Genomic DNA, 14,471 nt, shown 5'->3' with positions numbered 1-14,471 from the left:
GAATCTATCATATTCTGCAAAACTCCACAATTAGCAAATGATTAAAATGGCACAGTTGTCCTTTATAAACTAAGCTCAATATCATCTAACACGACACTATGCTGATATTATGACCAATCAAAATATTGCTACGATTCCACAAAGCTCCCACCCACGTGCGCTTTGGGTTTTATCAATTATCTATACTACCTTCACATTCGCCTTTGGCGTTCAAATGACTAATCTTTTGGTACGTTTAAATACTTATTATGGTCTAAGCGAAACGGCTAGTTTTAATTTGTTTGCTGCTTTTATGTCATTGGCTTACACACTTCCTGTGCTTGGCGGATATCTATGCGATCGCTTTGGTTTTAGAAATTCGGCTGTTATTGGGCTTTTATTCAGCGCCATTGGCATGTTAACGTTAGCGCTTCCAGGCTTTCACACCATGATGCTTGGGTTATCACTTTTTCTTGTTGGAAACGCCCTTTGTACGCCGGCCATTTGGTCTTTGATTGGCATGCTGTATCATAAAGATGATCACAAACGAGAATCCGGCAGTACACTTTTTTATGTTGTGTTTAACATCGGTTTTTTCTTATCGGATATTTCCTCTGGGTTTGTGTTACAAGGTATTGGCAAAATTGGTCTATTAATCTATGCGCTTCCGCTGTTTGCTGGCGCACTGATTATGCTGATTATTCGCAACAAATTTAGCACCTTTAAAGAAAAAGAGGCAGGTTGCCGCTTGCCAAGACTACATAACAAACGAAATGTAACTGTACTTATTATCACTTCAATTATTCTAACACCTATCTGTCTGATCTTACTTAACTATGTTTTAATTAACAGCATTCTGTTATGGTTGTTTCTTGTGTTCTCACTTCTTTATATCCTATTTATCAGCTTTCGCTTATTCAAAAACCCAGATCAAAAGAGAATTAAAGAAGGCAAAAGAATGTTCGCCTTTTTTATTCTCTGCCTAATCGGTTTCTCTTATTTCATTATCTTTAACTCAGAATTTGGTCTACTGCCGCTTTATGCTGAACATAATTTAAATAGAGTGGTTGCAGGCATCACATTCCCTTCAGGCAGTCTTACCTCGCTTGATCCACTTTATTGTGTACTTCTTGGGTTTATCTATAGCGCAATGTGGGATAAATTAAGTCAAATGAATAAAAATCCAGCCCTTGCGACCAAATTCTCCTATGGCTTAATCTTAGCATCCATTGGATATTTGCTTCTTGCGCTTTTAATCTTCACCAATATCAGCTCCACCTATTCCATTTTGTGGTTATTATTAATATTTTTCTTTTTTGTCTCTGGCGAGCTTATGGTATTTCCTATTGGTATTGCAATGGCTGGAAAACTTGCTGCCGAAGGAAAAGAAGGTCTATTGATGGGTGTTTGGAATCTAATTATCGGCGCCTCAGCGGTATTTGTCGGCTTTATTGCCTCATTTACTATCACACCAAAAGGCGCAACACTCACACAAAGCAATACTCAGTTTATGCAGGTATTTCTGAGCATTGGTCTTATTGTACTGATTGTTGGGGTTGTCATGTTTGCTATTCGAAAATTGATTAACCGGCTGATTTAGAATATATCCCTAGCACAACATGAGAACCTCATTATTCAACACACCTTAATTTTTTCACATTTGCTCAATAGTCAATTTAAAATAAACGCACTTTGCTCTGCCTCTGGCATGTCCCCAACAACTTCAGCCAGACGTGATTTATAATGCGCTCTTAATGCCTGAGATAGTCTTTGCGATTCTAAATCATTTGCCAGACGATACTGCTCCATGATCCGAGAGTTTCTTAGATTTAATCGTATGAAATTTCGCTCTTCACGACAGTTTTCGACAATATACTCAACTAATCGTACCACATGAAATGCACAATCATTATTTACCTGATAAGTGTAGGTGTAGTACTGCTGCCTTTCAGCTGCAATGCCTAATATCCTTGCAATATTTTGCGCATATCCCATTGGCGCACTTCTAAAAGAATCACAAAACACACTGGATAATTCACCATTAGCAAGCCTTCTAATAATCATTACTGTCCAGTGATGACCTACTTCATTAACTGGAATTACTAGAGATTGATTGTTAGCAAGCTGATTAACTTGGTAAATAACACTATCAGCATTACATAAACGCTCACCCTCAACCATCAGCGGCGGGTCTAACAAGCGATAGCTTGGATCACTTTCCAGTGCTGCAATCAGCAATAAATAGATGATTGGCTGCTGAATAAAATTCGCATGACCGATCATTAATGCCTCAGCATCACCTTGTTTGTTCATCTCTTTAGATACACTATCAATTTCAATTTCCAACGGATCTAGTTTACTTTTATCGTCTGCTTTTAACCCTTCATATTTTGCCTCTGGATCATATTCACCCTTAAAATAACCAATATGATCTTCATTGCCTGTATAATTTTCTAACAGCTTACTTAACCCACCTTTTTTATCTACCCAACGGCCATGGGTCTTTTGCGCTTTTTGATTATCAATAATCAGCTCTTTAACAATACGATCCACTTCAGCCGCACCTCTTGCATGTACTAAAGCCTGAATCGCTTTATCAATTGCCTCTACTCTGGCACCTGATAAACGCCTATTTTTCCAAAAATCAGCAGCCTTTGTACTTGATCTGTGTTTTCGATACTTAAGTGCTAAAATCACCCGATCAATTTGCACGAGCTCTTGAAAGTCTTTCTCAGCATGATAGAGCACACCTTCTAACTCTTTAGGGTTAAGCTTTTCTGTGACCTTAACCCTGAAATTTCTCTTTTCATAAGGAAGGGAAGACTCACTCTCAAAGTAGCTTATTTCAACCCCTGAAATCGCTGATAGCTCTGTTTTAAGTGCAAGCTGAGCAATACTCACACCAGATTGTGCCATTCTCACCAGTTTAAAGGTGCTTGTTTTTTCTTTTTCAAACCTTGGCAGTAGCTCTGTATTAATTGCACGGACAAGGTCAGTGAGTCCAAGTCGTGAAAAACGTGGCTCAAGCTCAAAGCTCACTCTCTTACCTTCTTCCTTGAGAACAATCCAGCCGCGCCATTTTTTCTGTGTCTCAGAGGTACTTGATTTAATCTCATAGTATTTCATGGCAGCATCAATAATGCCTCGGCATACTGAAGAGGCTCGCACCTCATCATCAACGCCATCGGTTAAGTTACTCAACAAATGTTCTAACCATGCTTTGGTAACTTGATAATCCTTATTTTCAAGCTTTTTTTGTTTTATCGATACCCATAGACTCACAAGCTTGATGGTTTTTGCAGTAACCATACTCCTTGCATCTTTGCCAACAAAACCGGCAAACACAATCTGATAGGCCTGCACATTATTAAAAATAACTTTATCCAAAAATATATCGTTAAATTTATTAATGAAGCTAATTTGACCAAGTGCCATATTTGTTTTGCCCATCGCTGCCATTGCACCAACAACCCCTGCCATGCCATCTGATGGTGCCACCGGTTTTGCAGGCGATTTCATTAAATCAAGCGCACGTTGATAGGCATCAATCATACTTTGAATGCTAATTGTAATTGTTGTATCTAGAAAGCGTATTCCATGCATTTTAAAGAAGGTGTTTCCTATCCGCTGAGATAGCGCCTGATATGCTTCACCGTATTGATCTTCGGTGATTAAGCCTTGCTCTATCAGCCTTTTAACCTCACTTAACACCATCTTATAATCAGCAACAAGCTTCATTAGACTTGCCATCATATCTCGTATATGTCTTGTGTTCTTTGGCATCGAAAAACTCCTTTTTAGTAATTCCTAGCAATGAAAAGCACAAAAATCAGACCAAATTGATCTGTATAAAACCATGACAAATTTTTGCAGTGATGTAAAGATAAACACAATTGTTTGTTATTGAGTAAAAATATTTAGAAGATGTGAATTTTGTGGCAAAGCTCCTTTGTTGGAAACGCTTGCAATCTTTCCGGATACTGGCGCAAGAACATCAACCTCCATCGCATAAGATGGCTGAATCACACGCCCGATAACCATGCCTTTTTTAATAAACTCTCCGGGGTGAACATACCATTCATAAAGACCACCCATCTCAGCATAAATAGTTTTAAAGTTTGAAATTTCACAGTAGTTGACTTTATTTTCTATTTGAGACCCGCTCATCACACCTTTATGATAAAAATAATTCAAAATGCCATCTACCTGTTCAATGGCAAGTGACTTAGAAATCACCTCTTCAGAACCAAGCTCCAAAGTGTAACTTTCAACACACACCTCCGAGTTATATTTTTCCTTCTCCAAAGCTTGCTGCAAATGCCACCACGGAGAAAATATTGCTTCATCCAAGGCGCCACCAAATGTGTTTTCAATTAAAATCACATCGGAATATCCAAAGTAACTTGCCGTATTTTTGGTATAGCTTGGACTATAGAGGTATGTAATCGCATTATTGTCAGTATGCAAATCCAGCACAATATCTGCCTTATAAGCAAGTGATTGCAAACGATACGCCATATATTTTGCTCGCGTTAACAAATATGGCTTTGAAAGCGCTTCTTCAATCTCCTTCAGCAAAAGCTTTCGAAAATCTACCTTATACTCTTTCTCACTCTTATTTACATAGCTTTTTGCCAATGCATCATAGTTTAGATTTGGGTAAAAATAATACCGATTCCAATTATCTCCACTCATTGGATCAAAACGCCCTTGGTGGGCTGCACCAACTCGATGTGTGCCACCTACAGGGTTACACTGTGGCACGATAGTGATATTTCCATTTGGTCTTTTTTCACTAAAATGCTTTAACAGCTCAAATATAACGGCATTTCCTTGAATCTCCGCACCATGCATGCTTGCTTGAATATAAACGCTTGGCGCATTCTTATCCGACCCATCAACTTGTATCACTGTAACAAACAAATCCTCACCATAGGCATTTTGTCCCACTTTAAGTTTAGATTTTGTTATATAACTTGGGTATTGAATTTCCCCCATCATCACTCCTTTTAACTTCATTACTTTAGCCAACTCTCAGCACCTACTGGCGCTCGAACAATATGAACTTTATTATCCTGAAATATCACTTCAGCTGGCAAGGTATGACATAGAAAAAATGGCATACTTTCACTAAAACCATAAGCACCGACCTGATCATATAGCAAATAATCATCAGGAGAGACATCCTCTGAAAAAAGATAGCCGCCCATTTTATCCAAAGAAGTGCAAAGCGGACCGTGCACATGAAACGCTTTAGTTTGCATATTACTATCAAGCTTCTCTCGCAACAGCTGACATGGAAATGGATCTTGAGTTAGTGCAGGACGCAGCAAATGTTGCGCACCACCTTCTGTGATTAATAGCCCCTTATTATTCACCGTTTTTTTATCCACAATCCGACTAACATAGCCACCATATTCACCAACAGCATAGCGCCCAAGCTCAAGCCAGTATTCAGCACCTAGCTCTTCTAGATAAGCTTCTTTCAGCTCACTTAGCGCTTGATCCACCTCGCTTAAACAAAGTGTTTCATTTGCATTATGATGATAAGGAATACCAAGGCCACCACCAAGATCGATCACTTTTAAATCGATCTCTAAAGCATCACTTAAATGAATGAGCTTCTTTGTAATGGTTGTCCAAATCAGCTTTAGCTCATTGATATCAACAATATTGCCCCATTGAAAGCAATGAAGTCCAATAATATCAAGATAAGACAAATCATTAAATAAGCCATTGGCTTTTACTTCTTGCCACTCATTTGGCAGTAAACCAAATGGTGTCTGACAACCTCCACCGCCTAAAACATTCTCCTTATCGCTATCCCAAATAAGCTGCACACGTAAAAGTGCTTGCACTGGCAGTTTTTTAAGCTTGCTTAGTACTTTTAAATCGCAAAGTTGCTGCGCACTCTCAAGTACAAATATACGCACCCCTTTTTCTAAAAAATATTCAAGCTGCTCGTAAGATTTACAAGGCCCAGTATGCAATATATCTTTAGGGTCAACACCTTGTTTTAGCACCTGCTCTAACTCGCCAATACTTGCCACATCAAAGCGAAACCCCTCGGTATGTAAGGTGCGTATAATACTTGATAAAGGATTCGCCTTGAGCGCATAAAATAACTTCACAGGTAAGCGATTTAACCTCTCGGCATGCTTGGCAAGAGCATCCAAATCATAATAAAAAAAAGGAGCTTTAAGTTTTTTTGCTAAATCTAACAATACCTCTCGGTGGGCTGATACATCCAACATGGTAACTAACGAAGTGCCTCTTCAAGTGATAAGGCTTTATTGCTCTTATCATCTCTGTATTTGATAATAATTGGACAGGAAGCCTGTAAAAATTGTGCTTTTGCCCAAGGCGTATCAATTGGTCTTGTCCCTGGAATAACGACCGCACCTTCTGGAATTGGGGCGCCTTTTTCAAGTAGCGTTTCATTGACACAATCATAAACACGCACACCTTTTGATAGCACCACAGAAGGGGCAATCACCGCTCTTTTAGAGACAACTGCTCCCTCAACGATAATACTCCCAGCACCAACAAACACATCATCCTCAATCACAACAGGACTCATTCCAACAGGCTCTAACACACCGCCAATTTGCACACCTGCTGACAAATGTACGTTTTTGCCTATCTGGGCACAAGAGCCAACCAATACATGACTATCAACCATTGTTCCTTCATCAACATAGGCACCTGTATTGATATAAGCAGGCGGCATAATAATCACTGATGGCGCAACATATGCGCCCCGTCTCACAGAAGAGCCACCTGGCACCATTCTGACTCCATCATCCACTGAAAACTTTCTAGGCTTCAGATTATGCTTATCTACAAACCCATCATAGCCTTCTTCATACCCCACATTCTCACCAGCACGAAATGCCGCCAAAATAGCCTCTTTTGCGGTTACATTCGCTTCCCACTGACCAGATGCATTTTTTAATGCTGAACGTAAGCTACCTGTTTCCAATTGATTTAATGTACTTTCCCAACTCATTTATACTGCTCCTTCCAATTCATTTTGATACCATTTATTCACTGCATGATCCGCCTCACGCAACAAGCTTAAATCTGTTAACTCATCTGCAACAAGTGGCGCTCTTAGTGTACTATATTTAATGTAACTCTCTGCTGCCAACCACGCTTTCACAGGAATGGGATTAGCAACACTAAAGCAAGACTTTGCCGCCAACTGCCAAAGGATTTTTGTCTGATTTGTAATATCACCCGATAGTGATGCATCAACATATAGCTTTGCTGCTTTTGGCCAAATGTTAGATACGACCGAGACAAGCCCACAACCACCAACCTCAGCAAGCTCAGGCATCAGTGCATCTTCACCACTGTAGACACAAATATGCTTGGCAATATTCACATAATGTTTAAATCGCTCAATATCGCCTGAAGCCTCTTTAATTGCCCAGAAATTTGGATGTTGAGATAATGCTTCTACCACCTCATATGCAAGATTGACGCCAGTTCTAGAAGGAACATTATAGAGCATACAAGGCTTTTTTGACTGATCCAGCAATGATCTAAACCATATCTTTTGCCCCAAAGGACCTGGCTTTGCATAAAGTGGTGTGACCATTAAAAACGCGCTAATGGCTTGAAATTGGTTACAATACTCAACCCATTTAAGCTGTTCATTTAACTGAAACCCACCAACACCAACCATAAGTGGTACATCAAGAGAGAGATTCACGGTAAACTCAAGCACTTCTTTTTGCTCATCTAAAGAAAGTGCTAGCGCTTCACCTGTACTTCCTAACACCAAAATACCACATCCGGCCTCACTTTGGCGCCTCAAAAGCCGCTCAAAACTCACAAAATCAACACCGCCAAACTCATCCATTGGCGTAATCACGGCTGTAAATATTTTTGTATTACTCAAGCTCATTGATAGTGACTCCTTTTTTTACAATCTCATCAAACTGATAGAAACCTGTTAGTTCTTTGTGCAGATTTAAATAACGCGCTGACCATAGCGCCCCTTCAGCAAACAATGTGCGACTGTGCGCAGTATGTAAAAGCTCAATGTGCTCATTACTATTGTCAATATGAAGCGCATGAATGCCTTTAACATCATCTTTTCGAATTGACTCAATGGGGCAGTCATCAACATTGAGCCATGATTGCCATGACAGTGCTGTCCCACTTGGGGCATCTAGCTTTTGGGTATGATGTGTTTCAGATAAACTGTATGCCGTTTCTTTAGATAGGGATCCAAGTTTCCCAAGTGACGAAAGCGCCTCTTTTATCAACACCATAGATAGGCTAAAATTATGCGCCACAACCCACGGTTTTCCTGCCTCTGTCACGCTTTGTATGAGCTTTTGATCATACCGAAACCCTGTTACGCCGCTAACAACTGGTATTTGTACCTCTAAAAGCACTGGATAAATATGCTCAAAAACAGCTGCATTCACAAATACAACTGCAACATCAGCACCTTTTAATTTCTCACAAGTTGGTGGATTTTGCGAGTCAAAGACTTGATGAATTTCTTCTCTTTTTAATAGATCAATAACTGCCTGACCTGTTTTTCCTTTACCAATAACAGCAACTTTCATATTACCACCTTTTCATGCTCTGCTGCCTGAATAAAAAATTGTTGATAGATTTTTTGTATCACTTCAACAGCATCCCCTTTATTAACCAATAAGCAGATATTATGCCCACTTGCTCCGTGAGAAAAAAGACGAATATTATATTCTTTCAAACTTGAAAACAGCTGACCACTAATCCCACTTGTGACATGCAGCCTATTTCCAACAACTGCAATAAGTGACATATTCTCTTCAATATTAATTTCCACTTGCCCAAGTGCTCTAAGCTCGGTTAATAAATCGTTGGTAATCACACTCTGACCAATCGATTGGCTACCAATATGATCAATGGTTAAGGCAACACTCACTTCACTTGTTGTCACTAAATCAACACTCACTTTATGTTTTGCCAAAATAGCAAAAATATTAGCCAGAAAACCACGCGTCTGAAACATATCAAAAGACTTAATGGTCAACAAAGTTTGATTTTTCCGCTCAGCCACCGCGTGAATGCTGTGAACTTCCTCTTGATTCTCTTTTGGAACTATCCACGTGCCACCAGCTTCAGGATTCAAAGTTGAGCCGACAAATACACGGATATTTTGGCGAATTGCAGGCCAAAGTGTGGCCGGATGCAGCACCTTAGCACCAAATGTTGCAAGCTCAGCGGCCTCATTAAATCTGAGTGTTTCTATCACCTTAGCAGAAGGAATCACCCTTGGATCTACCTGATATACCCCTGCAACATCTGTCCAAATTTGTAGTGCCTTTGCCTCTAGAGCCTCTGAGATTAAAGCCGCAGAGTAATCACTCCCACCACGACCTAAAGTTGTTGTATTTCCCTCAACATCTGCTGCAATAAAGCCTTCTGTTACATATATAGTATTGTGTAAATCATTCAATGTATTTAATACATTTTCTTTTGTGCGCACAATATCTGGCTCGGCCTGCCCAAAATGTGAATTACTCTGAATAAGCGATTTTGAGCAAATATAGCGCGCATTTACTCCGGCAGAGATAAGTGATTTAACCATTAGACGTGCTGAAATACGCTCACCGAACGATAAAATTTCATCGCAAATATGAAGATTATGCATACGTGAACTTATTTGACATAGCTGCGATAACTCAAAGAGCATTGCATGCACCTCCTTTTCAAGCGACTCATCATCAAGTTGGATCAAAATAGGGTCAATAATAGATCGAATCTTTAAGAGCACTTCATCAGAGTTCACTTGTAATTTGGCTGCTTTGGCCAATTGAACCAAGAGGTTTGTCACCCCTGATTGTGCGCTGACGACAACAACACGAATTTCTGGTGTTGATCTGACGATATTAACACAATTTTCAATCGCAGAAATATTGGCAACACTTGTGCCACCAAATTTCGCGACGATAACAGACTGATGCATACTCAGTTTCCTATATTATCGACGCGGGGAAATAACGGTGTTTGAATCAATAACAAAAAACAACCGAAGCGCCCCACATCATTTTGTTTGTGATGTGACAGTACTAATATCTTTCAACATTAGTCCCAAGACAAATGAACATAACCTCAATTCACCTTTCGGCACGCACCCTATTTAACTGCTGGTCTTTGAGTGTTATGGCTCTTGCAACAGAATATGGCTCGTGCGCCTCTTCTTACTGATCACTTTATATCAAAAGCGACCTTAAGGCATACTATAACGCGATCTTTCGCTTAAGGTCAATTATTTAAGGAAGAAATTTATGGTAGAAATGCGAAAGCCATCATATTGATGGCTTTCTATTATGGCGTCCCCAAGGGGATTCGAACCCCTGTTACCGCCGTGAAAGGGCGATGTCCTAGGCCTCTAGACGATGGGGACAAAACAAGTTTTGTCATTATCTGGTGGAGCTAAGCGGGATCGAACCGCTGACCTCTTGCATGCCATGCAAGCGCTCTCCCAGCTGAGCTATAGCCCCGAGACAAGTGGGCATTCTAGAGCGCTTTGATAGCACTGTCAAGCACTAGCCTCACTCTTTTTATCAATTTCTTGAATTGCTCTTTCTAAGCGTTCAATCACACGCTTTTTACCAATCCATTTCAGTGTAATGCCAATATCTGGAGACTGACCTGATCCGGTAACAGCAACCCGCGCTGGCATACCAACTTTTCCCATCCCTAAATCAAGCTCATCTGCTGTTTCTTGAAGGGCATTATGCAATAGTGACTCACTTTGCCAAGCATCTTCATCTGCCTTAGCCAACTTGTCTTTTAAATGGGTAAGTACATGCTTAGATTTTAAGGTTAAGTGCTTTTTAGCAGATTTCTCATCAAAACTGTCAAAATCCTGATAGAAATACAAGCTCTTTTCTAAAAGCTCTTTTAAGGTTTTAACCTTTTCAGCCATTACAGGGATAAGCACTTCTAAAGCTGGGCCATCTTCTATCTTCACACCACTTTGGTCAAAGTGCCACCTCAAGGCATCTGCAACTTGTTTAGGCGGCAAGGTTCTCATATAGTGCTGGTTTAACCAATTTAATTTTTCGGTATTAAAGGCCGAAGCTGAAGCATTGATATCATCTAACTCAAAATACTTAAAAATCTCTTCCATGCTAAAGACTTCCTGATCCTTATAAGACCAACCAAGACGGATAAGGTAATTGATCAATGCTTCGGGTAAATAGCCCGCATCACGGTACTCCATAACACTCACAGCGCCATGACGCTTAGAGAGTTTTTTACCATCATCTCCTAAAATCATTGGCACATGAGCAAAAACTGGAACAGGTGCTTTTAAAGCATGATATAAATTAATTTGCTTTGGTGTATTATTCACATGGTCATCACCACGCACAACATGCGTAATTTCCATATCCATATCATCAACGACCACGCAAAAATTATATGTTGGCGAACCATCCGTACGCGCAATAATAAAATCATCGAGCTCTGCATTGGAAATAGTAATATCGCCCTTAACCGCATCCTCCCAACTCACTACACCTGTTAATGGATTTTTAAAGCGAATAACGTGTGGCTTTGATGGATCTTGCGATGCTGGATCTAAATGGCGACAATGCCCATCATATTTTGGCTTTTCCTTATTTTGCATTTGCTGTTCACGAAGCGTATCAAGCCTTGCTTTCGAGCAATAACAACGATAGGCTTCACCAGAGGATAACAGCTGATCAATAACCTCCTTATATCGATCAAAATGTTCCGTTTGGAAATAAGGCGCATAATCTGCCTTTAAACCAAGCCAAGCCATGCCATCTAGAATCGCTTTTACCGCTTCATCTGTTGAGCGTTCCAAGTCAGTATCTTCCACTCGAAGTACAAATTGTCCATGATTCTTTTTTGCATACACCCATGAAAAAAGTGCTGTTCTTGCACCACCTACATGCAAATACCCTGTTGGACTAGGGGCAAATCGTGTTTTTACAACAGAACTCATATTTATTCAACCTTAAATTCATCTCACTTTAATCGAACGCCTGTCAGTTTACCGTAAAAAACGATGAATAATAAGACAATGAAGACGATTTTATTGCCTTTAACTGCAAAATAAACGCACATTGATATACACTAAATAGTATCCATATCTAGCAAATGGTTTTGCCTTGTGACAATTGATCTTCTTTTTTTATTACTCATTTTACTCAGTGGTGCTGTTGCTGGATTTGCATCGGGCTTTTTTGGCATTGGCGGCGGCGTGATTTTAGTCCCTATTTTCATTATTGTGTTCGAGCATTTTGGTCATGCAGGCATTGCAACCCACACTGCCATTGGAACCTCTTTAGCCATCATTATTCCCAATGCTTTGATGGCCAGCAAAAAGCAAATTGCTCTTGGGAATCTAGATACCTTACTATTTAAACGCTGGTTGCCTGGACTTATTATTGGTATTGTAATAGGAGGCATTGCTATGCTGTTTATTGCAGGCATTATTCTGAAGATTATTTTTCTTTTTCTACTGTTATTCTCAATGTTCTCTTTGTTTCTAAAAGACACCCACAAAACACCTGATGCGATAAGCACACCTTCCTCCACAATACGCATTGCAGCCGGCAGTAGCATTATCGCCCTTCTCTCTGTATTAATGGGCATAGGTGGCGGCACTTTTATTGTTCCGTATTGTAAGAAGCTGCTTCATATCAGCATTAAAAAAGCCATGGCAATTTCAAGTCTATCTGGTGTTTTTATTGGCATTGGAGGGACTATTATGGCAATTATCACAGGTGTCATATACCAAGGTCCAAGCATCCCACTTAGCATTGGGTATGTTAACTGGCTGAGCTTTTTGCTGATTCTACCGATGAGCTTATGGCTCACGCCAAAAGGTGTCTCAGCAGCGCATAAACTATCAGAATCAACCGTTAAAAAGTGCTTTATTGGTCTACTTCTTGTCTGTATTTTGCTGTTATTGGTAAAAATGTTCTAATTTTGTTTTGCTTTTTTGCTTAAACAGGGTAAATTATACTCTCGTAGCTTTTACAGTCTATTCATATCAACGCTAAAACAGTATCTTAGTTTTTGATTGATATACAAGTACATGTTCGAAAGATAAACCTATGTACACCTTCCTCGTTGATATTCACACCTTCTGCTTTTTTAAAAGAAAGCCCCGTGCTTATTTACAAGGGATATAAATGACAAAAGGAAATAGTAGTTTATGAAAACAGATAACAATCAAATGCTTTTACTTGGCATTTTAATGCTAACCATTGTCATTGACATTATGGGGGTTGGGCTTGTTTTCCCCGTTATCCCTGAGATTATTTTCTCTCACAACAGTGTGTTATTTGCCCCAGAGACATCACAAAGCACACGAAGCTTGTATTACGGTGTATCGATGGCAGCGTGGCCGCTTGGTATTTTTATTGGCAGCGCAATCATCGGTCGTCTGTCTGATAATTATGGCCGTAAAACCATGCTGATCGCCTCGTTAATCGGTACAGCCATTGCCTATTTACTTTCAGTGCTGGCTTTCCATAGTGGCTCATTGGCACTTTTTATCTTCAGTCGATTTATTTGTGGTTTTTTTGGTGGCAGTTTCAGCATTGCACAAACCGTTATTCTTGATATATCTACCAGTGAAAACAGGATTAAAAACTTAAGCTTAATCACCTTGGCGGCATCAATTGGCTTTATCTTTGGTCCTATTATTACCACCATAGTAGGGATGCTCGCGACAACAGAGTATCAAGCAATCAATCTGCCTTTTCTCTTTGGTGCCATTTTAGCCATTGTTAATTTAATCAGCGTTTGCATGTTTCTGCCAGAGACCTATACAAAACCACTACAAAAAGCCAAGCTACACTTAATCTCACTTATTTTTAGCTTTCGCATTATGTTTATCGATAAGCGCGTTCAAATATTAGCACTCGCCTTTTTAATGCTGCAAATTGGTTGGGGCTATTATGCCCAAGCACTGCCACTTGCGCTGGCAAAACTCTTTGGCTTTGGACAAAGTGCTGTTGGCGGTATTTTTATTGTTTTAAGCGCAGGCTTTGCGCTCTCAACACTATGGGTGCAACAAAAAGTACTCAAACGCTTAAGCTCAAAGCAGGCCATGTATACTACTGCCACCTTACTTGCGCTCATTTTTCTTTTGGCGGCCACTTGGATTAATGTTGGCGTGATGATATTTAGTGCTTTTTTTAGTGCTATGATTCAGATCATCTTCTACACTGCACTACTGGCTGTTATTGCTTCAATGGTTGAAGAGCATGAACAAGGCGCCATCATGGGCGGCGCTACCTCTGTATTTGGTGTTGCCTGGTTTATCAATGCCTTTAGCCTTGGACCTATTGTTAATTTGAATGTTATCTTTCCATTTTATCTTGCTGCTATTGCATTGGCATTTGGCGGGTTTTTCTCCTATCTCCACTATAAAAGACGCTAATTACACCCCATCAATTTGGTATAAAAAGCTTTCTATGATTTTTTTATCTTTATAT

Annotated in this window: 11 protein-coding genes, 2 tRNA genes and 1 riboswitch; of the genes, 3 read left to right on the top strand and 10 right to left on the bottom strand. The window is 39.8% G+C overall.

The genetic code is table 11. The annotated features are described in order from the left end of the window. Positions 1–109: 109 nt before the first annotated feature. Entirely contained in the window at positions 110–1,579 is a 1,470-nt protein-coding gene (locus A37Q_RS0103355; RefSeq protein ID WP_018298858.1) for a peptide MFS transporter, read from the top strand. A gap of 71 nt (positions 1,580–1,650) precedes the next feature. Here the strand turns inward: A37Q_RS0103355 and A37Q_RS0103350 are convergent, their stop codons facing one another. The 10 genes from A37Q_RS0103350 to gltX form a co-directional block, all read right to left on the bottom strand. Beyond that, positions 1,651–3,762, bottom strand: a complete 2,112-nt coding sequence (locus A37Q_RS0103350) for a hypothetical protein (RefSeq protein ID WP_018298857.1) — start codon at positions 3,760–3,762, stop codon at positions 1,651–1,653. A 117-nt stretch (positions 3,763–3,879) separates the two neighbouring features. Continuing rightward, on the bottom strand, positions 3,880–4,998 hold the full coding sequence (locus tag A37Q_RS0103345; RefSeq protein WP_018298856.1) for a M14 family zinc carboxypeptidase: 1,119 nt from the start codon (positions 4,996–4,998) through the stop codon (positions 3,880–3,882). Next, the gene (locus A37Q_RS0103340; protein ID WP_026196494.1) at positions 4,998–6,230 is read right to left on the bottom strand and encodes a PLP-dependent decarboxylase; all 1,233 of its coding nucleotides are present in this window, start codon (positions 6,228–6,230) and stop codon (positions 4,998–5,000) included. Before A37Q_RS0103340 ends, A37Q_RS0103345 begins: the two co-directional genes overlap by 1 nt. 8 nt (positions 6,231–6,238) lie before the next feature. Further along, positions 6,239–6,988, bottom strand: coding sequence for a 2,3,4,5-tetrahydropyridine-2,6-dicarboxylate N-succinyltransferase (locus tag A37Q_RS0103335; protein ID WP_018298854.1), 750 nt, complete (start codon positions 6,986–6,988; stop codon positions 6,239–6,241). Further along, positions 6,989–7,891: a 4-hydroxy-tetrahydrodipicolinate synthase gene (dapA, locus tag A37Q_RS0103330; RefSeq protein WP_018298853.1), complete on the bottom strand. Its 903-nt coding sequence runs from the start codon at positions 7,889–7,891 to the stop codon at positions 6,989–6,991. It lies immediately after the preceding gene. Further along, positions 7,878–8,564 carry a dihydrodipicolinate reductase C-terminal domain-containing protein gene (locus tag A37Q_RS0103325; protein WP_018298852.1) on the bottom strand — a complete coding sequence of 229 codons (687 nt, stop codon included), beginning with the start codon at positions 8,562–8,564 and terminating at the stop codon, positions 7,878–7,880. Before A37Q_RS0103325 ends, dapA begins: the two co-directional genes overlap by 14 nt. Then, positions 8,561–9,952 (bottom strand): lysine-sensitive aspartokinase 3, encoded by a 1,392-nt coding sequence (lysC, locus tag A37Q_RS0103320; protein WP_018298851.1) that lies wholly within the window; start codon positions 9,950–9,952, stop codon positions 8,561–8,563. Before lysC ends, A37Q_RS0103325 begins: the two co-directional genes overlap by 4 nt. A 58-nt stretch (positions 9,953–10,010) precedes the next feature. Continuing rightward, positions 10,011–10,194: riboswitch (Lysine riboswitch) on the bottom strand. Positions 10,195–10,317: 123 nt separating this feature from the next. Beyond that, positions 10,318–10,393 (bottom strand) — tRNA-Glu (locus A37Q_RS0103315). A 21-nt stretch (positions 10,394–10,414) separates the two neighbouring features. Continuing rightward, positions 10,415–10,490 (bottom strand) — tRNA-Ala (locus A37Q_RS0103310). Positions 10,491–10,528: 38 nt separating this feature from the next. Further along, the gene (gltX, locus tag A37Q_RS0103305; protein ID WP_018298850.1) at positions 10,529–11,965 is read right to left on the bottom strand and encodes a glutamate--tRNA ligase; all 1,437 of its coding nucleotides are present in this window, start codon (positions 11,963–11,965) and stop codon (positions 10,529–10,531) included. Positions 11,966–12,133: 168 nt separating this feature from the next. Here gltX and A37Q_RS0103300 point away from each other — a divergent pair, with 168 nt between their 5' ends. Further along, positions 12,134–12,952, top strand: coding sequence for a sulfite exporter TauE/SafE family protein (locus A37Q_RS0103300; RefSeq protein WP_018298849.1), 819 nt, complete (start codon positions 12,134–12,136; stop codon positions 12,950–12,952). A gap of 231 nt (positions 12,953–13,183) precedes the next feature. Beyond that, positions 13,184–14,416, top strand: coding sequence for an MFS transporter (locus tag A37Q_RS0103295; protein ID WP_018298848.1), 1,233 nt, complete (start codon positions 13,184–13,186; stop codon positions 14,414–14,416). Positions 14,417–14,471: the final 55 nt, after the last annotated feature.

Source organism: Fangia hongkongensis FSC776 = DSM 21703 (genome assembly GCF_000379445.1).
Lineage (GTDB): Bacteria > Pseudomonadota > Gammaproteobacteria > Francisellales > Francisellaceae > Fangia > Fangia hongkongensis.
This window is presented reverse-complemented; position numbering and strand designations above follow the sequence as displayed.

Coding starts and splice junctions, on each gene's coding strand:
- A37Q_RS0103355 (WP_018298858.1), top strand. CDS start 110: ATGACCAATCAAAATATTGCTACGATTCCACAAAGCTCCCACCCACGT.
- A37Q_RS0103350 (WP_018298857.1), bottom strand. CDS start 3,762: ATGCCAAAGAACACAAGACATATACGAGATATGATGGCAAGTCTAATG.
- A37Q_RS0103345 (WP_018298856.1), bottom strand. CDS start 4,998: ATGAAGTTAAAAGGAGTGATGATGGGGGAAATTCAATACCCAAGTTAT.
- A37Q_RS0103335 (WP_018298854.1), bottom strand. CDS start 6,988: ATGAGTTGGGAAAGTACATTAAATCAATTGGAAACAGGTAGCTTACGT.
- dapA (WP_018298853.1), bottom strand. CDS start 7,891: ATGAGCTTGAGTAATACAAAAATATTTACAGCCGTGATTACGCCAATG.
- A37Q_RS0103325 (WP_018298852.1), bottom strand. CDS start 8,564: ATGAAAGTTGCTGTTATTGGTAAAGGAAAAACAGGTCAGGCAGTTATT.
- lysC (WP_018298851.1), bottom strand. CDS start 9,952: ATGCATCAGTCTGTTATCGTCGCGAAATTTGGTGGCACAAGTGTTGCC.
- gltX (WP_018298850.1), bottom strand. CDS start 11,965: ATGAGTTCTGTTGTAAAAACACGATTTGCCCCTAGTCCAACAGGGTAT.
- A37Q_RS0103295 (WP_018298848.1), top strand. CDS start 13,184: ATGAAAACAGATAACAATCAAATGCTTTTACTTGGCATTTTAATGCTA.